This window comes from Thiohalobacter thiocyanaticus, from assembly GCF_003932505.1.
Classification (GTDB): domain Bacteria; phylum Pseudomonadota; class Gammaproteobacteria; order Thiohalobacterales; family Thiohalobacteraceae; genus Thiohalobacter; species Thiohalobacter thiocyanaticus.
In genome coordinates this window covers 1,698,436-1,719,412 of sequence record NZ_QZMU01000001.1, presented here as the reverse complement: position 1 = coordinate 1,719,412, position 20,977 = coordinate 1,698,436, and the positions used below count along the sequence as shown (strand labels likewise).

The window sequence follows — 20,977 nt, the reverse complement described above, 5'->3', positions numbered from 1 at the left end:
TTGAATGATTACAACCCGTCACAAGTGGAAAAGCTGGTTGCGGGCCCGTTTTTAAGCACCATGCGGTTTTTTAATGAATATCATTTTCGAGAGACGCTAGGTGTACCTACAATATTTTAAAACACGATCATTAGAAACCAATTTTTTTAAAAAATTCATAATGTTAAGTAGTGTTTGTGCAACGCAGTTTCTGAGGGACCCCAGCATACCCGGACTTAAGCCCCTGGGAAGAAAGCCTGAATGAATTTTCCGTATTAGTTTCATGATCCATTCCTTTGTGCGCATAACTTCCCTCTTTGGTGGGAAGTGCGCTACCTGCTAGCCAAATTCCCGGCGGGTCACCGAAGAGACCAAGCGAACGACGAGGAGCGCGAGGACTAGCGGCATCGTCTGGATGCGACTCCGAGAAGGCCCAGAAGACCTGAGCCGAATAGCCATGCTGCGGCTGGAGCTGGAACTGCAGAAGCGCCTATATCTCCATCATGGACCGCCCATGCACTTAATGGGAGAGTTTTCGCGTCTGAAGTCTGGTCTCCATGATTAGCAAAACTAAAAACATAAGCGCTCTCTGTATATTGGCCATATACGGGTTTGCGAACCAATAATAACCGACATTCCAGAATACATTTCGTCGGAGATAATTATTTAAAATCACGTGTTGTACGCACCTCCTCGTCATATAAAGAATGCCCCATTTCGCTCCGCACTGCAATTGTTACAGTAGCGACACTGGACCGTTGCTTGTAAAGCAGGAATGAATCAAATTGTGGAGTTAGAGGTAATCGCCAATCTTCAAACCGGCACATTCAATATCGGCAAAGCCCAAGTCCAGGGCGGGTCTGGCCATGAACATAAGACCACAAGGTCAAAGCCTAGGCGTACGCATAGTTTGGCGGTCCCTGTAGCGCCAGGTGATTATCTAAGTCTGTGTCATAGACAGCCCGGTGCCCCGTCCACGAGGGGCAGCACCTGCAGTAAAAGGGGAGACAAGGCTGATAATTATTAAGGTGGTTCCCAATTTTGCCATTGTTGCCTTCCTTGTTATTGTGTAGGCGTGACGGTTGACCATATCGTTTATGGATTACCGAGATCAAGGCATAGGACTACATTTTTATCAGTCTAGGCTTACAGTAAAGTCCTTCGGTATTCGCCCATAATCCATCCCCGCACCAAGCGACATCGGAATGTCAGCGTCCGGCTTGACTGCCAGGGAAGGTGCAGGCCCTCACAGAGCTCTCTGTGGGGGTCTTTTCGGTTCTAGTGGTTCAGTGTTAGCTAAATTTGGTCGCTCGGAAGACATCAACCCAGGTAAAACATTCGATGCCGAAATACACGCATGCGTTTGGAATTCTCGGGGCGCTGTTTTTCCCCATTTTCTCGTAAGTGACAACTGGGCACTTCCCGTTTGCTAATGACAGTGCAATGACCCACGGGTCAGCGCCGGACCTGTCTCGGTGGTAATCGGTGAGGGTTGGGAAGTGTTTGATGACGTCTGTTACTGCGGTTTGAATGGCTTCATCTATTGGTACGAATAATTCACTCTGATGCATCGCCCATTTGTAAAGTTCGTCCTCGGAAGCTTGTAGCTCATCTCTCACGAGCTCAGTACATCTGATCTGCCCATCGTTAATAAGCTTTTCAACCCATACCCAATGCGGCTCAAACAAATCTCTTGGATAGAGGCGAACCGCAGGTTCAATGAATGCGCTAGTATCAAAGCTAAAGTCCATCAAGTCGAAACCTTATATTAGTTTTATCCTTGTAAGGCATGCCGTATATCAGGGAGGTGCTTTAGTTTGACCTTTAGCAAGCGTGACAACTCAGATCCTGTAATAACTTCCCTAGTGTAACTGTCAAGCACTAGGCGTGAAAAATAATAGCCATTACGGTTGATCACCTTTCGAAACTGTGCCACGGGAAAACTATTGGCTTTCTTGTTTTCCTCAAAATCTTTGTATTCCTGGACGAAGGACTCTCTCATTTTTGAATAAAAGTCACGGGTGGTGAGGTCGTGGATTAATAATCTTCTTAGTACAACCTCCCTACTGCAGTGAAAGGTTCTGGAAATTGATTTGAGTTCATGGTTAGACCAGCTTTCGTAATTATCTTGACCAAGAACGATTTCATGACTTAATAATGCTTTCGCAGGGACTATCGCAGCTCCAGCTACGTAATTGCAGAAGATCTCAATTCGTTGCGATTCTCCATCCCTTGGAAGTTCTTCATCAAAATCACATAGACCATCTTGACGCAGCGCTATGTGGGTTAGCTCATGTAGAAGAGAAAATATTTGGGCCTGAGGTGAATCCTTGCTGTTTACGACAACTACGGGCAATGGACGCACACCAAGGCAGAACCCTCGCATTTCACTGACGGGGACTCCGTTTGCTTGAAATACTAATACCCCCCTATTCTCTATAGAACTTTTCCAGAGCTTTCTTGCTTCATATATGTCGCTGCATTGTGCGATCGTCTCGGGTTCAACCCCTATGTATCGCGTTAAACTTTCTGCCACGAGTTCAGGGTCTTGATCTATAGATGCTTGAAAATCGAATTCGCTTGGCTGTTCTTCTAGTTCGGCAAGTAAATTTAACGCATCCTCGCGCCTTGCCTCTGCTAGGCGCAGCTCGACGTGGAGACGATTGGAATAGAAGCCGGCGTGGCCTTCGATTAATCCCCTGAAATCCCTTGGCGGGCGCATGTCCTCCGGTGGGTAGGGCAGGTAGAAAACTGCTAACGGGCGCTTTAGTTTGTCCGAAATCTGCTTTAGTTTGGCAATGGAGGGCCGTGCTTGTCCCGACTCCCAAGCTTGGATTTTCTCGGGGTTCACCTTGATTTTGTCTGCAAGGTCGTCAATAGAGAAGCCTACAGTCTCTCGGGCCCAGACCAATATATCGGGATTTATGGTGGCTTCTGCTGTTTTCGCCATGGCGGTTAATCAGCTCAAGTTATTGACTAGTTTCGGCGGTAGATGGGTGGTCTATATATCGATTGCGGGTCCCTTGTAGTCGTTCTATAGTATTATTCCGCCGCATCTCATGGCAAGACGGCGGGTCATTCTTATTCCACTCAAGTAGCACATCCCGCATCCCATCAGGAATCGGCAAGCCATACTCGCTATGCATATAGAAGATCGACCGGGCCACGTTCCCTCTGGCTATCTGTCTGGGCTCAATGACGTACTCTCCGTCAATCCTGATCCGCTCAATGTCACAACCCTCGAGAGAATGCCCCTCGCCGTCAATCAGCCGGAACTCGTAGTTCGACCTGTGGCGATTCACGTAGTCCAGTGAGGCCCAGAGGTTGTGGAGGTCGGCTTCCATCCGGTTGAACCGTTCGCTGCTGTCTCTGCATTCTTCTCTCGTGCCACAGCCCAGGAAATCGCCCATCCAGGAAGCGGGGTAGATATGTTCTATTGTTTAGAGTGGGCTCGTGGCGGTCCTCATATTGGACGCCGCAGTACAACGTCCAGCCGCCATTGGGGTAGAGCTGACTCCAGAAGATATGGAAGGCATCGTCATCTGCAGAGGAGTGGCGGTAGTACTCGGAGATGACCGTCTGGTCGGCTGAAGCCGGGTAACTTCCCAGCACGAGTAGGCTGTGGCATAGCAACCAAATTGATCTGTTATACATAGTATCGAGCCCGCTGCTTCCTGATAAGCATGTTCGCAGCTGCTTACAGGGCGTTCGTGGTGCCCATATGTTTGCGGTTATAAAGATGGTTTAGGCGGTATGCGTGTGCAGATGCCAATGGATTAATATTACTTTGGATGTGTTCTACCCGTATAAGACTTTGCGTGACCAGTAACGATAGCGCAGCTTTGACATCGTTCGTTGCGACGCCCGTATATTCATGAATCTTTTCGTACGAGGCGCGTGCCAAGTTGTCTTGGTCATTCCGCAAGGCCACAATCAGGTAGAAGATTTTCAGCGCATTTAACTCAACTTTGCTCCGCAAATGGAAGTGCTGGAATGCAAGAATACGGTTGAGGCCCTGGTTGTACATGCCCTTTGCGGGCAATTTCCCCCACCCTGAGTGGGTGCTGTAGTTGGTTACGCCATAGACGTGTCGGTTGCCAATTGAGTCCCTCTTTATTATTTCAAGTTCAGTGAGCAGCGAAAGTCCCCTGGAAACAGTGGCACGGCTTATGTTGGCTAGCTCGCTGAGTTGTGTATAAGAGAGCTTCGCCCAGCCTGGCTCATGAAACTCCATGGTGGGTTCTCGGTTGGTGTTTTGGGCGATGGCCGTATACAGCATCAACCCGGCGATGTTAGCCACCTTGTCTTGACCGTGCCACCGGAGATACGTAAGAGATAAATCTTTCGTTATCCACGCGGTTGGGGTTTTCGTCCACTCCATCATGAATCCCTACCCCTCTATGTGAGCAGCCGAAGTGTCACGAGCACCACATACAAGGCAAACACTGAAACACCCACACAGAGTAGGGCCAAGATGAATACTGACTGTTCTGGTGTAACCGACAAGACTTGCGAGATGAAATGTTTGAAATTTTCCATAAAGCAGAACCTTTGAAATTCGAAAAAATGACAGTTTCGAATTTTATGGATCACACGATACTCTTTCTAGAAACAACATGAGCCTGAAATTTTGCTGGAATTTTATAACTCTTTGTTTATTAATATATATTTCGATATTTATTTAGTTTATATATTTACCTGAATCGTTTCATAAATGAACTAATAAAATGGTGTAAAGGTACACCATATCCTGATGGTCGGCCCGCCCGGCACCGGCAAGACCCTGCTGGCCCGGCGCCTGCCGGGCATCCTGCCGGTGATGGACAATGCCGAGGCGCTGGAGACGGCTGCCCTGCAGTCGATCTGCGGCCGCCCTGTCGATACGGCCAGCTGGCGTCGGCGGCCCTTCCGGGCCCCGCACCACACCGCCTCGGCCGTGGCCCTGGTTGGTGGCGGGTCCAATCCCCGACCCGGCGAGATCTCCCTGGCCCACAACGGGGTGCTGTTCATGGACGAGCTGCCCGAGTTCGAACGTCGGGTGCTGGAGGCGCTGCGCGAGCCGCTGGAGACGGGCAGCATCAGCATCTCGCGTGCCGCCCGCCAGGCCGAATTCCCGGCCCGCTTCCAGCTGGTGGCCGCCATGAACCCCTGTCCCTGCGGCTATCACGGCGATCCCACCCGGGCCTGCCGCTGCAGCCCGGACCAGATCCGGCGCTACCGTGGCCGCCTGTCCGGACCGCTGCTGGATCGCTTCGACCTGCAGATCGAGGTGCCGCGCCAGGCACTGGACTGGCAGGCGGCCGCTGGCGGCGAACCCAGCGCGACGGTACGTGAGCGGGTACTGGGGGCGCGGGCGCGCCAGCAGGAGCGCGCCGGCCAGATCAACGCCCGGCTGGAGGTGCGGGCGCTGGAGCGCGACTGCAGCCCCGGCCCCGAGCTGCAGCGGTTTCTGCAGCAGGCGATCGAGCGTCTGAACCTTTCCGCCCGCGCCTGCCACCGGGTGCTGCGGGTGGCGCGGAGCATTGCCGACCTGGCCGGCAGCGAGGCGCTGACCCTGGAACACCTGAGCGAGGCCCTGCAGTACCGCGTTCTCGATCGGCCGTTGGGTTGAACCGGGGAGTCGAATAAAAGTCATCGCGTTTCAGCTACCTGGAGACCTGTAGTGGCGAAACCCACAGGGTTCCGGGCAGCTGCAAGGGGATCCGGGTATAATGGGCCTCGATGCTGAATCCCATATTCCCCTACCCGCACAGATGCCGGGGATGTCATACCGGCCCGTTATGGCGTAAAGTCAAAATGTGGATGCCGCCGGAACGGCCTGGCAGCACGCATGGAGACCCCTGCACAAACCTACGGGACCGCTGACATGACGATGGAAATCCCCGACGATCCCCGCTTCAAGCGTGCCGTATCGGCCCTGGAACAGGGCCGGTTCCAGGACTCCTTCAGCATCGCCCGCCAGCTCGCCGGCGAGGGCGACGCCATGGGCATGCATTTTCTCGGCTGGCACTACCACAAGGGTATCGGGATCGAACAGGATGACGGTGCCGCCGTGACCTGGTGGCAGCGCGCCGCGCACCTGGGCTGCGCCAATGCGGTCAAGGGACTGGGCTGGGCGTGTGAGACCGGCCGCGGGCTGGAGCGCGACACCCAGGCCGCTTATCACCACTACCTGCACGCCATCATGCTGGGCGATGACAGCGCTCGCGAGGCCCTGTTCGAGCTGGCATTGCAGATGCTGCCCGAGGACATCAAGCGGGCGGAGGCGCAGGCCGAGGCCTCCACCGAGGTATAATCCGGCGCTGCGTGAAACCCGGACTGGACTTCAGCTCTGTTCAGCCCAACCTGCGCTCAGCCGAGCCTTTCCGGTTTGGGATCACGCGCCAGCAGCGCCTGCACCGCCGCCTGCGGAGCCAGGCCCTCGTACAATACCCGGTAGACCTGCTCACAGATCGGCATTTCGACCGCATGGGCGCGGCCGATGTTATGGATCTCGCGCGCCGTGTCGGCGCCCTCCACCACCTGGCGGATCTCGGCTTCGGCCTCGGCGCGGGTCCGGCCCGCGCCCAGCGCCAGGCCCAGGCGGCGGTTGCGTGACTGGTCGTCGGTGCAGGTCAGCACCAGGTCGCCGATGCCGCTCAGGCCCATGAAGGTCTCGCGCTGTCCGCCCAGGGCCTCGCCCAGGCGCATCATCTCCACCAGACCGCGAGTGATCAGTGCCGCCCGGCTGTTGGCGCCGAAGCCCAGGCCGTCGGAGATGCCGGCGGCGATGGCGAGCACGTTCTTGATCGCGCCGCCGAGTTCCAGGCCGATGCTGTCCGTGCTGGTATAGGCACGGAAGGTCTCGCCCCGCAGCAGGCCGGCGAAGTGCTCCGCGGTGGCGCTGTCCGCGGCGGCAACGGTGGCGGCGGTGGGCAGGCCGCGGGCGACCTCGCGGGCGAAGGTGGGACCGGAGACAACGGCACAGGCGACCTGCTCGCCCAACACCTCGGCGGCGACCTGGTGCAGCAGCTTGCCGCTGGCCATCTCCAGCCCCTTGGTACCCCAGGCGATGCGGCCCAGGGCCACGGCCCGGTCGCGGATCTGTTCCAGCACTTCGCGAAAGGCGTGACTGGGCACCACCACCAGCAGGTCGTCCGCCGCCAGTGCGGCATCGAGTTCGGCGACCGCTTCCAGTCCCGGCGGGAAGGCGATGCCCGGCAGGAACTCGGTATTCTCCCCGGCGGCGGCCATGGCCTGCATGGCCACCGGTTCATGCCCCCAGAGCCGGACCCGGTGGCCGTTGCGCGCCAGCAGGATGGCCAGGGCCGTGCCCCAGGAGCCGGCGCCGAGGACCGCGATGGCGGGTGAGGTCATCGATGCCCCCGGACGGCTTCAGTGCTGGGCATTGTCGGGGTTGGCGACCTGGGCCTGGACCTCGTTGACCTGCTGGGCGTAGAGGGCATCGAAGTTGATCGGCGCCAGCAACAGGGGCGGGAAACCGCCGCGCTGGACCAGGTCGGCCACGGCTTCCCGGGCGAAGGGGTAGAGGGTGTTGGGGCAGAAGGCGCCCAGCATGGGCTTGACCTCGTCCTCGGCGAAACCGGCGATGGTGAAGATGCCCGCCTGCTGCACCTCGGCCAGATAGGCGGTCTTCTCACCCTGCTTGGCAGTGACGGTCAGCTTCATCACCACCTCGTAGACATTGTCCGCCACCGGACGGGATTCGCTGTTGAGGTTGAGATTGACCTCCGGTTTCCACTCCTCGGTGAACACGGCCGGGCTGTTGGGGGTCTCGAAGGAAAGGTCCTTGACGTAGATCTTCTGGATGGCGAATTGTTTATTCTCGGCGCTGGCTTCACTCATGATGGTTCCGCTCTTGTCTGTTGTAATGGATGGATGCCGGTCGGCTGAACCGGATACGGCAGCAGGTTATTGTGACAGATGCCGCGCCACCGGCAAGCCCGCCACTCACTGCGCCAGCAGCGGATCCAGTTCGCCCTGCGATTCCAGGGCGTAAAGTTCGTCGCAGCCGCCGATATGGCGATCGCCGATGAAGATCTGGGGTACCGAGGTAAGCCCGCCGGCGCGGTGCTCCATCTCCTCGCGCCGTTCCGGCTGCTGGTCGATGCGGATTTCCTCGAATTCGGCCCCCTTGCTGGTGAGCAGCATGCGCGCCCGTACACAGTAGGGGCAGTAGGGGGTGCAGTACATGACAACCTTGGGCATGGTGCTTTACTTCTTGTTCAGAGGCAGATTGGCGTTTTCCCAGGCCAGGATGCCGCCGGCCAGGTTGTAGACCTGCTCGTAGCCGGCCTTGCGCAGCTGCGTGGCCGCCTTGTTGGAGCGGCTGCCGCTGCGGCAGTAGGCCACCACGGGCTTGTCCTTCCCGGCCTTGAGCTCGGCCAGGCGCTCACTGAGCTGGCTCAGCGGGATGTGTCTGGCGTGAGGGATACGGCCGCTCTCGGCCAGTTCCTTGTCCTCGCGCACGTCCAGCAGCAGGGCGCCCTCGCGATTGAGGATCTGGATGGCCTGGGTGGGTCCGACCTGGGGAATGCCGTAGCGCCGGCGCTGGATCTCGCCGCCCAGCAGCAGCCCGAGCAGGACGAAGAAGGCGGTCCAGAGGATCCAGTGATTGATCACAAATTCAACAAATTGCGGCATGACAGGACCGGGGTTTGGTGCATGATACCGGCGGGCGGGAGAACGCCGCCGGCAGGGTTCGGCATCAGCTGCGCGAGCAGAAGACCTCGCGCATCATCCCGATCAGGGCCAGGGTGCGCGCGTCGCCGACGCGATAATACACGCGGTTGGCGTCCTTGCGCGAGGTCAGGATGCCCTTGTCGCGCAGGATGGCCAGGTGCTGGGAGATGTTGCTCTGGGAGGTGCCGACGCGCTCGACGATGTCCTGCACGCTGACCTCCTGCTCGCCCAGGGTGCAGAGGATCTTCAGCCGCAGGGGATGGGACATGGCTTTGAGTGAACGTGAGGCCCGATCAATATCCTCTTCGCGTGTGATCAGTTCGTCGCTGGTCGCTTCTAATGTCATGGAACTCGCCTCGCTGAATGCGCAGCACAAGGGGAAGGCTGCGGGCAATGGATCGGTCATCTAGTGGTCCTTCAAGGTGATATTGATGGGTTCAGCGCCGCTGTGGTGTTTCGCCGCAAGGCGCGGTGCGCAGGCAAGGGTCATTCCCTTGTCAAGCACCGCAACGCGGCGGCGGGGCACCACGGCGGCGCCCGTAGGGTTGGCCTGTCAACGTCCATGGCAGCGTTGCGCCTCTTGGCAAGGACGATGGCCATTGCCTGCGAGGCGCGCCTTGCCCTGAACGTTGACAGGCCAACTGAACCCATCAATATCACCTTGAAGGACCACCAGGGGTGCCTGCACTGACTTTTATAACCAAAACATTATACAATAATAAGCCATTTGAAAAGTGGGGCAACGTCACAGAGGCGCCGGGCGGAGGCCGTCGGAGCGGTGCCGCCACTGGTTGCCCGGCCGGATTCGGGTTAGACTTGATCTAAATTTGGGAGCCGACTTGAGTAATACAATGCCTGCTGCGCCAAAACCGCTGGTTTTGCTGATCCTGGATGGCTGGGGCTACCGCGAGGAGACCGACTCCAACGCCATCGCCAACGCCAACACGCCGGTGTGGAATCACCTGTGGAATGATTATCCGCATACCCTGATCCGTACCTCGGGCGCGGCCGTCGGCCTGCCCGGCGATCAGATGGGCAATTCCGAGGTCGGTCACCTGAACCTGGGCGCCGGGCGGGTCGTGTATCAGGAGTTCACCCGCGTCAGCCGTGCCATCAAGACCGGTTCCTTCTATACCAACCAGACCCTGACCGACGCCGTCGACCAGGCCATCGCCAGCGACAGGGCCGTGCACATCCTCGGTCTGCTCTCGCCCGGCGGCGTGCACAGCCATGAGTGCCATATCCACGCTATGGCCGAACTGGCGGTCCAGCGTGGGGCGAAGAAGGTCTACATGCACGCCTTCCTGGACGGGCGCGACACCCCCCCGCGCAGCGCGGCCGATTCCATCGTAAAAATGGAGGAGAAGTTCCGGGAGTTCGGCGGCGGCCGCTTCGCCTCCATCATCGGCCGCTACTACGCCATGGACCGCGACCACCGCTGGCCGCGCATTCAGGCCGCCTATGATCTCATCACCCAGGGCAAGGCCGAATTCCAGGCGACGGATGCCACCGCCGGCCTGCAGATGGCCTACGATCGCGACGAGGGGGACGAGTTCGTCCAGGCCACCGCCATCGTACCCGAGGGCGAGGCCCCGGTGCGGGTCGAGGACGGCGACGTGATCGTGTTCATGAACTATCGCTCCGACCGCGCCCGCCAGATCACCCGGCCCTTCATCGAGCCCGATTTCGACGGCTTCGAACGCGAGGTGGTGCCGGAACTCGGCAGCTTCGTCAGCCTGACCGAATACAACTCCGAGTTCGACATCCCGGTGGCCTTCCCGCCGGAGCGGCTGGAGAATGTCCTTGGCGCCTATCTGTCCCGGCTGGGCATGCACCAGCTGCGTCTGGCAGAAACGGAGAAATACGCCCACGTCACCTTCTTCTTCAACGGCGGTGTGGAGGAGCCCTACGAGGGCGAGGACCGTATCCTGGTCCCCTCCCCCATGGTCGCCACCTACGATCTGCAGCCGGAGATGAGCGCCAGCGAGGTCACCGACCGGCTGGTCGAGGCCATCCAGGGCAAGAAGTACGACGTCATTATCTGCAACTATGCCAATCCGGACATGGTCGGCCATACCGGTAACTACGCGGCTGCAGTCAAGGCCATCGAGGCACTGGACAAATGTCTGGGCCGGGTTTACCAGTCACTGCGCGAGGTGAGTGGCGAAATGCTGATCACCGCCGACCACGGCAATGCCGAGCAGATGCAGGGCGAAGGTACGGGGCAGGCGCACACGGCGCATACCACCAATCTGGTGCCCTTCGTCTATGTCGGCCGGGGCGCCACCCTGGCCGCGACCGGATCGCTGTGCGATGTCGCGCCCACCCTGCTCTACCTGCTGGGGCTGGAACAGCCCATGGAGATGACCGGCACCAGCCTGGCCGAGCTCGTCGAGGGCGAGACGCCGGCCTCGATGGCGCGTCGTGAGGCCTGAGCCGCTGCTGCGCTGCCTGTTGCCGGTCCTGCTGCTGGCCGGCCTGACTTCCCCCGCCGGCGCGGAATCGGAACTCGATCCCGACCAGGCCTCGGCCCGGCTCGAGGCCCTGCGCGAGCGCATTCAGGCCATCGAGAACCGGCTCGACCGTTCGCGCGCCGAGGAATCCCGGCTCAGCCGGTCGCTGCGCGAGGTGGAGACCCGGCTGTCGCAGACCCGCCGCGAACTGGCCGCCACCGAGGCCCGGCTCGAGCGCCAGCAGTCACGGTTGCAGGAGCTGCAGCACAAACAGGAGCGGCTGGACCGGGAACTGGGTCGCCACAGCGAGGGTCTGGAACAGTATCTGCGCACCGCCTTCATGCTGGGCCGGCAGGAATCGATCAAGCTGGTGCTCAATCAGGAGGACCCGCAGCGCCTCGGCCGGACCCTGACCTACTACCGCTACCTGGCCAGGGATCGCGCCGAGGCCATCACGCAGGCCCGCCAGGCCCTCGAGGCGCTGGCCGCCGTCGAACGCGACATCAGGACACAGCTCGCCTCGCTGGAAGCCACCCGCGAGCAGCGCGCCGGCCAGCAGCAGGCGCTGGAACGCCAGCAGGACGAACGCAGCGGCCTGCTGGCCAGGCTGCGCGAGGAGATCCAGACCGATCAGGGCCAGCTGGCGCAGATGGAACAGGACGAGCAGCGCCTGCAGCAACTGCTGGAGGATCTGCGTCGGGCGCTGGCCGACGTGCAGGAACTGGACCGGCATCAGCGTCCGTTCAAGACACTGCGCAGCGAGCTGCCCTGGCCGGTGGCGGGCAAGTTGAGCAACCGCTTCGGCCAGGCGCGCGAACAGCGGGGTCTGCGCTGGCGTGGGGTGTTCATTGCCTCCGAGGCCGCGCAGCCGGTACGGGCCATCGCCCGTGGGCGGGTGGCCTACGCCGACTGGCTGCGCGGTTTCGGCCTGCTGATCATTGTCGATCACGGCGACGGCTACATGAGCCTGTACGGCCACAACCAGGCCCTGTTCAGGGAGCCCGGCGACTGGGTCGAGGACGGCGAGGTGCTGGCGCGGGTCGGCGATACGGGCGGGGCGCTCGAGACCGGGCTGTACTTCGAGCTGCGCCATGAAGGCAAACCGATCGACCCGCTCAAGTGGTGTGCCGGCGAGCCGACAGATCTGAAGGCCGCGAAGCGCTAGGGAGGGCCTGTTAACTGGCCCCAGGATTTGCGCCACGCGCCAGCTGTGCTAAGGTCGCAGCCATGGCCTTTTATAGGCTCTTGTTATGATGGAATTTTTTGATAGAGCCCGGACAGGGCCGATGGATGGACAATGAATAGACCGATACAGAAACTTTCGCTGATCACCACAGGAGTGGTGCTGGGCCTGTCCCTGAGCCTCGGCCAGGGTGTGTTCGCCGACCGCGACAACGAGGCTACCAGCCTGCCGCTGGAGGAACTGCGCGGCCTGTCCGATGTGTTTGCCCGGATCAAGAACGACTATGTCGAACCGGTCGAGGACAAGGACCTGCTGGAGAGTGCCATCCGCGGCATGCTCACCGGACTGGATCCGCATTCGGCCTATCTGGATCCGGAGCAGTTCAAGGAACTTCAGGTCGGTACCAGCGGCGAGTTCGGTGGCCTGGGGATCGAGGTCGGCATGGAGGATGGCTTCGTCAAGGTCATCGCCCCCATCGACGACACCCCGGCCCAGCGCGCCGGCATCCAGGCCGGCGATCTGATCATCCGCCTGGACGATACGCCCGTGAAGGGTATGAATCTGTCCGACGCGGTCAAGGTCATGCGCGGCAAGCCCGGCTCCGATATCACCCTGACGGTGGTGCGCGAAGGCGAGGAGAAGCCGCTCAAGATCACCATCACCCGTGCTATCATAAAAGTGAAGAGCGTGAAGAGCCGGATGCTGGAGCCCGGCTACGGCTATGTGCGTGTCTCCCAGTTCCAGGCCGCCACCGGCGACAGCCTGGCCAGGAACGTCTCGGAGCTGCGCAAGGAGGCCGATGGCAACCTCAGGGGCATGGTGCTGGATCTGCGCAACAACCCCGGCGGCGTGCTCAATGCCGCGGTCTCCGTCTCCGACGCCTTCCTCGACAAGGGGCTGATCGTCTACACCGAGGGCCGGGTGGCGGATTCGCGCCTGCGCTTCAATGCCACGCCTGGCGATGTCATCAACGGTGCGCCGCTGGTGGTGCTGGTCAACCAGGGTTCGGCCTCGGCCTCCGAGATCGTCGCCGGCGCCCTGCAGGATCATCGCCGTGCCATCATCGTCGGCCGCGAAACCTTTGGCAAGGGCTCGGTGCAGACCATCGTGCCACTGAACAACGGGGCGGCGGTCAAACTCACCACGGCGCGCTACTACACACCCAACGGCACCTCCATCCAGGCCGAGGGCATCGTACCGGACATCAAGCTCGACGATGTCCGCATCTCCCTGATCGAATCCGGCTTCGAACCGATCAAGGAGTCCAACCTCTCGCGTCACCTGCTCAACGGCGATGCCGATGAAATGGCGCCGGAAGCGCCCGCGCCGGATGAACCGGATGAAGAGGACAAGGACGAGCCGCTGGCCAAGGCCGACTACCAGCTGTATGAGGCGCTCAACCTGCTCAAGGGGCTGGTGATCCAGGCGGAGCACATGCGGTGACACCGACGCGCAGCCGGATCAAGGTCTGGTTGCGCGGCGGGCTGCTCCTGCTGCTCGGCCTGGCTGGCCTGGCACGTGCCGCCTCCGGGCTGCCCGAGGCCGGACGGGAGTCGGGCCAGCCGGCCGAGATTGCCATCATCATCGACGACATGGGCCGCCAGCTGGCGGCCGGCCGGCGCGTGCTCGCCCTGCCCGGCCCCGTCGCCTGCGCCTTCCTGCCGCACGCCCCCCATACCGACAGCCTGGCCCGTGCTGCCCATGTCCGCGCCAGGGAGGTACTGCTGCACCTGCCCATGCAGGCCATGGATTCCCGCCGTCTGGACGCGGGTGGCCTGAAGCTGGACATGACGCAACAGGCCTTCCTGTCTACACTTGAGGACAACCTGGGGCGGGTGCCGCATGTGCAGGGTGTGAACAACCACATGGGCAGCCTGCTCACCCGGCATCCCGGGCACATGCTCTGGCTGATGCAGGCGCTGCGCGAGCAGGGTGTATTCTTCGTCGACAGCCGGACCAGCCGTCACACCATCGCGCGGCAGATCGCCCGCGAGCAGGCTGTGCCCAGCATCGAGCGGGACGTGTTCCTGGACGATGATGCGAGCCTGGGACGCAGTCCGCAGGCAGTTCGAACGGCTGATACAGCTGGCGCGGCGACAGGGCAGCGCGGTGGCCATCGGCCATCCGCATGCCAGCACCCTGCAGGTGCTGGAGGAGGCCCTGCCACGGCTGGCCGAGCAGGGCGTGCGCCTGGTTCCGGTGTCACGTCTGGTAGAACAACAGTTTGTGAGGGATTCCCAATGGCGACTGTCCTTATCCCCCTGGCCCAGGGCTGCGAAGAACTCGAGGCCGTCACCCTGATCGACTTGCTGCGCCGGGCCGGCATCGAGGTGATCACCGCCGGCCTGGACGAGCAGCCGGTCAAGGCATCGCGCGGCACCGTGCTGGTGCCCGACACCACGCTGGATGCGGTGAAAGACCGTGACTTCGACATGATCGTCCTGCCCGGCGGCCTGCCCGGGGCCGATCACCTGGACGCCGATGCGCGGCTGCGCGAGATGCTCCAGCGTCATGCCGGCGCCGATCGCTACGTCGCCGCCATCTGCGCCGCGCCCAAGGTGCTGGCCAGCGCCGGTCTGCTGGACTATCGCAAGGCCACCAGCTTCCCGGGTGTGCTGGACGGCGCCGGCGTTACCGGCCTGGACTACCAGACCGGTGCGGTGGTGCAGGACGGCAGGATCGTCACTTCGCGCGGTCCCGGCACTGCCATGGATTTCGCCCTGACCCTGATCGAGCTGCTGGCCGGCCAGGCCAAGCGGATCGAAGTGGAAGGGCCATTGCAGCGGCCACATGTGGCCTGAGCTCCCGGAGTTTTTGTAGGTCGGGTTAGCCTGAAAGGCGTAACCCGCATGCGTCTGATCCCTACTCTCCCCACGCACTGACCAGAAACCCCAGCCCGGCGATCCCCAGCACCCAGGTCAGCAGCGGTGCGCCGCCGACCATGGCCGGGGCATAGCCGTCCAGGCCGTAGATCAGCGCGGCCGAGACGATCAGGCCGGTGCCGGTGATGGCCATCGCGTTGCGCCGGTTGGCGCGGCGCAGTTCGTGCCGCAGCTTCGTTATCTCCTCCGACCGCCACTGCACCGTGAGGTGGCCGTTGGTGGCCTGGTTCAGGGTGCGGTGGATCAGCATGGGCAGCTCCGGCAGCGCCTCGGTCCACTGCGGAATGCTCTGTTTGAGATTGCCGACGAAGGCACGCGCCCCCACCTGCTCGCTCATCCAGCGTTCCAGAAACGGCTTGGCGGTGCGCCACAGGTCCAGGTCCGGGTTGAGCTGGCGGCCCAGGCCCTCGATGTTGAGCAGGGTCTTCTGCAGCAGCACCAGCTGCGGCTGCACCGTCATGTCGAAGCGCCGCGCGGTCTGGAACAGCCGCAGCAGCAGCTGGCCGAAGGAGATGTCCTTGAGCGGGCGTTCGAAGATGGGCTCGCACACGGTGCGGATGGCGGCCTCGAACTCGTCCACCCGGGTGGTGCGCGGGACCCATTCGGATTCCACGTGCAGCTCGGCCACCCGGTGGTAGTCGCGACGGAAGAAGGCCAGGAAGTTCTCGGCCAGATAACGCTGATCCTCGGGACTGAGTGTACCCATGATACCGAAGTCCACTGCCAGGTAGCGGTTGTCGCGGCCGACGAAGATGTTGCCCGGGTGCATGTCGGCATGGAAGAAATTGTGCTTGAACACCTGGGTGAAGAAGATCTCCACCCCGCGTTCGGACAGCAGCTGCAGGTCCACGTCGGCCCGGCGCAGGGCCTCGATGTCGCTGACCGGGATGCCGCTGATGCGCTCCATCACCATCACGTTGCGCCGGCACAGCGGCCAGTACACCTCGGGCACGTAGAGCATCTCGGAGTCGCTGAAGTTGCGCCGCAGCTGCGAGGCGTTGGCGGCTTCGCGCAGCAGGTCCAGCTCGTCCATGATGGTGGTCTCGAACTCGTGCACCACCTCGACCGGCCGCAGCCGGCGCGCTTCGCGCGAATAGCGGCTGGCCAGACGTGCCATGTAGTACAGCAGCGAGACATCGTTGGCGATGGTGCGCTCGATGCCGGGGCGGACCACCTTGACCACCACCTCGCGTCCGTCGTGCAGGGTCGCGGAATGCACCTGGGCGATGGAGGCAGAGGCCAGCGGGGTGTCCTCGAAGCGGGCGAAGCTCGTGGCGATGGACTGGCCCAGAGCCGATTCGATCAGGGCACGGGCCTGCGTCGAAGGAAAGGGCGGCACCCGGTCCTGCAGCCGTGCCAGCTCGACGGCGATGTCGTCGGGCAGCAGATCCCGGCGGGTGGACAGGATCTGGCCGAACTTCACATAGATGGGACCCAGCGCCTCCAGGGCCTGGCGGATGCGCACCGCGCGCGGGTCGCGCTTGCGGTGAAACCAGTTCCAGGGCAGCAGATACAGCAGGAACCGGAACGGCCGGAACAGGTGGATGGCGAAGACCACCTCGTCCAGACCGTAGCGGATCAATACCAGCTGGATGGTGAAGATACGCCAGAGCTGTCGGAAACCGGGCATGCAGGGTCCTGTTCAGATTATTCTGTATACGAGTATCTTGGATACTGGATGCGTGTGCGGCAATAACGCAGAGGACGCAGAGGCGCAGAGGGATATCACAATAAAACGAATCATTGGACGTCGTGCGGATACCGATGATGATTCCTGACTACCGGGAGCAATGGCTGTATTCTGATATTCATTTTTCTTTGCGCCTCCGCGTCTCTGTGTTCCCCGTCATTCACTTTCCGACAACCGCCGCTCCAGCCGCTGCAGTCGCGCCTCCAGGCGCTCGGTGTCGTCGCGCAGGATGTCGACATCGGCATGGAACAGGTCCAGCTCGGCGCGGTGGGCAGCAGGCGCGCCTCCTCGGTCAGGTATTCGGACAGATCCTGGCGCAGGGTGCGCGCGGTGGCGGTCGCGTACTCGCGGCCGTGACGCAGCGCGCGGCCGGTCTGGTGCGCCAGCCGGTCGCCCACCAGGCGCGACAGCTGCTCCTCCCAGTCGACCTGCACCGACTGCAGCAGTGCCTGGAAATCGCGCGCGATACCGGTGTCGCCGCGCAGTTCCACGGCGTCGCTGAACAGGCCCTCGCCCGGCCGCCCGGCCAGGGCCAGGCGGGCCAGCGCCAGCGGGGTCCCGGCGATGGTGGCATCCGGGTCATCCTCGCACTGCTGCAGGATCTGGATGTCATGCTCCCCGGGCAGAAAGAACAGCTGCAGCCCCAGCCCGCGCAGTTCCAGCGCAATCACCCGGCCGGCCAGGGGCGCGAGCCGGGTCCGGGCCTCCGGGTCCAGCGCCAGATAGCGGTTCAGCGCGGTCTCCAGCGCGGCGGTCAGGGCGGTGCTCATGCGCCGGCCTCACGCATCAGGCGGGCGAGGCTCCTGGTCGCCTCGTCCTCCTGCACCAGCCGGGTGTCGGAGAGGATGTCATGCCAGCCGCGTCGCTCGCGGTCCCACAGCATCCACAGGATGCCGAGCAGCCCAACGGCCAGGGCGGGAATGTAGGCCAGCAGCCGCAGCAGGGCCCGGCGCGCACCGGGCCTGCCGCCCTGCGTATCCACCAGCCGGATGCCCATCAGCAGGGCGCCGGGCGTGCCCTGCAGCCGGATCCAGAACAGCAGGATCGTCAATACCAGCACCAGGGCGGACGCCAGGGGCAGGAAGGGATGGACAAGTGCCTGCTGCATCCAGCCGTGCTCGGCGCTGCGCCCCAGCAGCCAGCCCAGCCAGTTGCCCAGGCCCAGGGCGAACAGCACCAGCAGGAAGTCGAGTGCAAAGGCGCCCAGCCGCTGCAACGGGCGGGCCGGCGTCACAGCTTGTAGCCCCGGTGCAGGGCCACGATGCCGCCGCTGAGGTTGTGATATTCCACCCGTTCGAAGCCGGCGGCCTCCATCATCCCCTTGAGCGTTTCCTGGTCGGGGTGCATGCGGATGGACTCGGCCAGATACTGATAGCTCTGGGCATCGTTGGCGATCAGCCTGCCCATCAGGGGCAGCATGCGGAAGGAGTAGAGATCATACAGCGGCCGCACGCCGGGCAGGGTGACATGGGAGAACTCCAGGATCAGCGCCCGGCCGGCGGGCCTGAGCACCCGGTACATTTCGCGCAGGGCCGCGTCCTTGTCAGTGACGTTGCGCAGGCCGAAGGCGATGCTCACGCAGTCGAAATGATTGTCGGGGAAGGGCAGGGTCTCGGCATTGGCCTGCACGTATTCGACATTGCCGGCCACGCCCGCATCGAGCAGCCGGCGGCGGCCCTGCTCGAGCATGCTGGCATTGATGTCGGAAACGACCACTTCGCCCTCGGGCCCGACCATGCGTGCGAAGCGCGCGGCCAGATCGCCAGTGCCGCTGGCCAGATCCAGCACCCGCTGGCCGCGGCGCACGCCGCTGCGCTCCAGGGTGAAGCGTTTCCACAGGCGGTGAATGCCGAGCGACATCACATCGTTCATGACATCGTACTTGTCGGCCACTGAGTCGAACACACCGCGGACCTGGCGCGCCTTCTCCTCGAAGGGAACCTGTCTGAAACCGAAATGGGTGGTCTTGTCGCTCATGCAGCCCGGCCTGTGGGTGGGAATCCGGTGGTCAGTATACCAGCCGGAGGCGGGGCTTTCTCAACGGTGGCGGAGCAACCTTCTGCCCTCACCCCGGCCCTTTTATGCCCTATGGGTACTCCCGGAGGGAGAGGGAGGGCAGGGAAAGCGCTGTGCGCGAAGTGTTTTTTAGCCGGTCTTGACCACCAGCACGGCGCAGGGGGTCTCGTTGAGGATGCGCTCGGACACGCTGCCGATCAGCACCCGCTCCAGGCCGCTGCGGCCCTGGCTGCCGGTGACGATCAGGTCGGCATTGCGTTCCCGGGCCAGCCCGGTGATGACCTCGGAGGGCACGCCCTCCTGTACCAGGCCTTCGACCTCGGTGCCCTCGTTGCGCATGTGCTCGACCACACGGTCCACGGCCTGCTGGGCCTCGGCCCGGCGTTCGGGGCCGTGACTCGGGGTGGTGACCGAGACCACGCTGACCCGGGCCCCGCAGAACTGGGCCAGGCGCGCGGTGGTCACCGCGGCGGCATCCGCATAGCGCGAGCCGTCGGTGGCCAGCACCAGGTGGCGACCCTCGATGTGAGCGGCACGCGGCACCACCAGTACGCTGCAGTGGGCCTGGCCGATGACCTGGGCGGTGGCATGACCCAGCATCAGCCGTGCCAGGCCGCGCCGGCCGCGCCGGCCCATGATGATCAGATCCGCCTGCACCTGGTCGGCCAGGGCGACGATCTCCTCGTCCACGGCACGGCCGTGGATGGCATGGGTATGGCAGCGTATCCCGGCCGCCTCGGCCTCGGCCTTGATCCGGTCCAGATTTGACTGCACCGCCTCCAGTTCCTGCTTGAGGATGGACTCGCCCAGGGCCTCGTGCTCGGCACCGGTGGCCACCAGCGACATGACGTGTACCTCGGCGCCGCACTTGGTGGCCATACCCAGCGCCTCGCGCACGGCGGCGGCGCTGAACTCGGAGCCATCGCTGGCCACCAGGAAACGCTCGAAGCGGCCCAGCGGCGAGAGCTGACCGGCCTCGGCGGCGGCCGGGGCCGCCGTCGGAGCAGCCGGCGCCGCAGCCGCGGCGGCCTCGGTGGCCAGGCGGTGTTCCCGGATACCCTGCACCAGGGCCTTGAGGATCATGACCGCGCCGAACAGCAGGGCGAAGGCAAGGATGCCCTGGCCGATGCCGTCCAGCAGCGAGCGGGTGTCCGGGGCCAGCTCGGCGGTGAAGCCCAGCTCGCCCAGGTAGCCCGGGATATAGAAGAAACGGCTGACCAGCACCAGCAGCATGATGGTGGCCATGACGAACTTGACCACATGGTCCTTGACGTAGGTGGTGCCGATGGCGCCGATCTGGATGCCGAACAGCGAGCCGGCCAGGATGATCATGGCCAGGCGGATGTCGACGAAGCCGTCCAGGGCGTAGAACAGGCTGCCGCCCATGCCCATGACGAAGGCGATGACCAGCTCGGTGGCGCTGGCCATCAGCGCCGGCAGGCCCAGGATGTAGATCATGGCGGGTACACCGATGAAGCCGCCCACGGCGATGGTCGCCGCCAGCAGGCCGGTGGCAAAACCCAGCGGGGCGATGACCAGGAAGGAGATGCGCGCGTCGATGCTCTTGAAATGGATCATGGTGCCGGGGATGTTCAGGGTGCGCACCCAGCGGGCGACCTTGTTGAGCTGCTTGGGTTCGCTCTGGGTTGCCTCGCCGCGTTTTTCGCGAATGGCGTCGCGCAGAACGAAACCGCCGACGATGCCCAGCACCACCACGAACACGGCCGAGACGTACAGATTGGTGCCGGCGCCGCCCAGGGCGTCGCGGATGTCCACCATCAGTCCCTTGCCGAAGAAGACCCCGGCCTCGGCGAACACACCCATCACCAGGCCGAGTTTGATGTCGACCTGACCGTAGCGGTTGCGCTTGATCGCTCCGACCAGGGATTTGGGAAACTTGTGGGCCATGTTGCTGGCCACGGCGATCACGCCCGGCACGCCCAGGCTCATCATGGCCGGGGTGAGCACGAAGGCGCCGCCGGAGCCGATGAAGCCGCTGACCATGCCGCCGACGAAGCCCACCAGGAACAGGATCAGGGCGGTGGTGGCGTTGATATCGATAAACTGCAGGGTATCCATGCCGTCTCCCAGT

The 20,977-nt window shown here is 62.4% G+C and carries 19 protein-coding genes and 2 pseudogenes; 7 read left to right on the top strand and 14 right to left on the bottom strand.

All coding sequences use genetic code 11. From position 1 onward, the window contains the following. Nucleotides 1–1,271 precede the first annotated feature (1,271 nt). From D6C00_RS08070 to D6C00_RS08055, 4 genes are all read right to left on the bottom strand, one after another. Nucleotides 1,272–1,730 (bottom strand): DUF4411 family protein, encoded by a 459-nt coding sequence (locus D6C00_RS08070; RefSeq protein WP_241546913.1) that lies wholly within the window; start codon nt 1,728–1,730, stop codon nt 1,272–1,274. Between the two features lie 23 nt (nt 1,731–1,753). Next, a complete protein-coding gene (locus D6C00_RS08065; protein ID WP_125181249.1) occupies nt 1,754–2,929 on the bottom strand; it encodes an ImmA/IrrE family metallo-endopeptidase in 1,176 nt (391 codons plus the stop codon). Between the two features lie 19 nt (nt 2,930–2,948). Beyond that, complete coding sequence (locus tag D6C00_RS16730; protein ID WP_125181248.1) at nt 2,949–3,389, bottom strand: endonuclease; 441 nt, start codon at nt 3,387–3,389, stop codon at nt 2,949–2,951. A 287-nt stretch (nt 3,390–3,676) separates the two neighbouring features. Continuing rightward, the gene (locus D6C00_RS08055) at nt 3,677–4,363 is read right to left on the bottom strand and encodes a winged helix-turn-helix domain-containing protein (protein ID WP_125181247.1); all 687 of its coding nucleotides are present in this window, start codon (nt 4,361–4,363) and stop codon (nt 3,677–3,679) included. Between the two features lie 357 nt (nt 4,364–4,720). Here D6C00_RS08055 and D6C00_RS08050 point away from each other — a divergent pair. Next, nucleotides 4,721–5,590, top strand: a pseudogene (locus tag D6C00_RS08050) (YifB family Mg chelatase-like AAA ATPase); the annotation flags it as partial. Between the two features lie 255 nt (nt 5,591–5,845). Continuing rightward, complete coding sequence (locus tag D6C00_RS08045; RefSeq protein WP_158675361.1) at nt 5,846–6,274, top strand: tetratricopeptide repeat protein; 429 nt, start codon at nt 5,846–5,848, stop codon at nt 6,272–6,274. 56 nt (nt 6,275–6,330) lie between these two features. Here the strand turns inward: D6C00_RS08045 and D6C00_RS08040 are convergent, their stop codons facing one another. From D6C00_RS08040 to D6C00_RS08020, 5 genes are all read right to left on the bottom strand, one after another. Next, nucleotides 6,331–7,335, bottom strand: a complete 1,005-nt coding sequence (locus tag D6C00_RS08040) for an NAD(P)H-dependent glycerol-3-phosphate dehydrogenase (protein ID WP_125181244.1) — start codon at nt 7,333–7,335, stop codon at nt 6,331–6,333. Between the two features lie 18 nt (nt 7,336–7,353). Next, on the bottom strand, nt 7,354–7,824 hold the full coding sequence (gene secB / locus D6C00_RS08035; protein WP_125181243.1) for a protein-export chaperone SecB: 471 nt from the start codon (nt 7,822–7,824) through the stop codon (nt 7,354–7,356). A 105-nt stretch (nt 7,825–7,929) separates the two neighbouring features. After that, entirely contained in the window at nt 7,930–8,187 is a 258-nt protein-coding gene (gene grxC / locus D6C00_RS08030) for a glutaredoxin 3 (RefSeq protein ID WP_125181242.1), read from the bottom strand. Between the two features lie 6 nt (nt 8,188–8,193). Then, a complete protein-coding gene (locus tag D6C00_RS08025) occupies nt 8,194–8,622 on the bottom strand; it encodes a rhodanese-like domain-containing protein (protein ID WP_125181241.1) in 429 nt (142 codons plus the stop codon). A gap of 64 nt (nt 8,623–8,686) precedes the next feature. Further along, nucleotides 8,687–9,007, bottom strand: coding sequence for an ArsR/SmtB family transcription factor (locus D6C00_RS08020; protein ID WP_125181240.1), 321 nt, complete (start codon nt 9,005–9,007; stop codon nt 8,687–8,689). A 505-nt stretch (nt 9,008–9,512) separates the two neighbouring features. Between D6C00_RS08020 and gpmI the strand changes: the two genes are divergently transcribed. The 5 genes and pseudogenes from gpmI (at nt 9,513) to D6C00_RS16055 (ending at nt 15,098) form a co-directional block, all read left to right on the top strand. Further along, nucleotides 9,513–11,096, top strand: coding sequence for a 2,3-bisphosphoglycerate-independent phosphoglycerate mutase (gene gpmI / locus D6C00_RS08010; RefSeq protein ID WP_125181239.1), 1,584 nt, complete (start codon nt 9,513–9,515; stop codon nt 11,094–11,096). After that, on the top strand, nt 11,086–12,279 hold the full coding sequence (locus D6C00_RS08005) for a murein hydrolase activator EnvC family protein (protein ID WP_125181238.1): 1,194 nt from the start codon (nt 11,086–11,088) through the stop codon (nt 12,277–12,279). Before gpmI ends, D6C00_RS08005 begins: the two co-directional genes overlap by 11 nt. Before the next feature lie 132 nt (nt 12,280–12,411). After that, entirely contained in the window at nt 12,412–13,740 is a 1,329-nt protein-coding gene (locus tag D6C00_RS08000) for a S41 family peptidase (RefSeq protein WP_125181237.1), read from the top strand. Then, a pseudogene (locus tag D6C00_RS16335) lies at nt 13,737–14,327 on the top strand (divergent polysaccharide deacetylase family protein); the annotation flags it as partial. The gene D6C00_RS08000 and the pseudogene D6C00_RS16335, both read left to right, overlap by 4 nt. Nucleotides 14,328–14,537: 210 nt before the next feature. Further along, on the top strand, nt 14,538–15,098 hold the full coding sequence (locus D6C00_RS16055; RefSeq protein WP_241546912.1) for a DJ-1 family glyoxalase III: 561 nt from the start codon (nt 14,538–14,540) through the stop codon (nt 15,096–15,098). A 61-nt stretch (nt 15,099–15,159) separates the two neighbouring features. On the opposite strand, the gene ubiB is transcribed toward D6C00_RS16055, so the two are convergent. The 5 genes from ubiB to D6C00_RS07970 form a co-directional block, all read right to left on the bottom strand. Next, on the bottom strand, nt 15,160–16,809 hold the full coding sequence (gene ubiB, locus D6C00_RS07990) for a ubiquinone biosynthesis regulatory protein kinase UbiB (protein WP_125181235.1): 1,650 nt from the start codon (nt 16,807–16,809) through the stop codon (nt 15,160–15,162). A gap of 110 nt (nt 16,810–16,919) precedes the next feature. Further along, the gene (locus D6C00_RS07985; protein WP_125181234.1) at nt 16,920–17,639 is read right to left on the bottom strand and encodes a ubiquinone biosynthesis accessory factor UbiJ; all 720 of its coding nucleotides are present in this window, start codon (nt 17,637–17,639) and stop codon (nt 16,920–16,922) included. Then, nucleotides 17,636–18,103, bottom strand: a complete 468-nt coding sequence (locus D6C00_RS07980; RefSeq protein WP_158675360.1) for an RDD family protein — start codon at nt 18,101–18,103, stop codon at nt 17,636–17,638. The genes D6C00_RS07985 and D6C00_RS07980 overlap by 4 nt, the downstream gene beginning before the upstream one ends. Then, nucleotides 18,100–18,846, bottom strand: coding sequence for a bifunctional demethylmenaquinone methyltransferase/2-methoxy-6-polyprenyl-1,4-benzoquinol methylase UbiE (gene ubiE / locus D6C00_RS07975; protein WP_125181232.1), 747 nt, complete (start codon nt 18,844–18,846; stop codon nt 18,100–18,102). Before ubiE ends, D6C00_RS07980 begins: the two co-directional genes overlap by 4 nt. A gap of 168 nt (nt 18,847–19,014) precedes the next feature. Beyond that, nucleotides 19,015–20,964, bottom strand: a complete 1,950-nt coding sequence (locus D6C00_RS07970; RefSeq protein ID WP_125181231.1) for a TSUP family transporter — start codon at nt 20,962–20,964, stop codon at nt 19,015–19,017. Between the last annotated feature and the right edge of the window lie 13 nt (nt 20,965–20,977).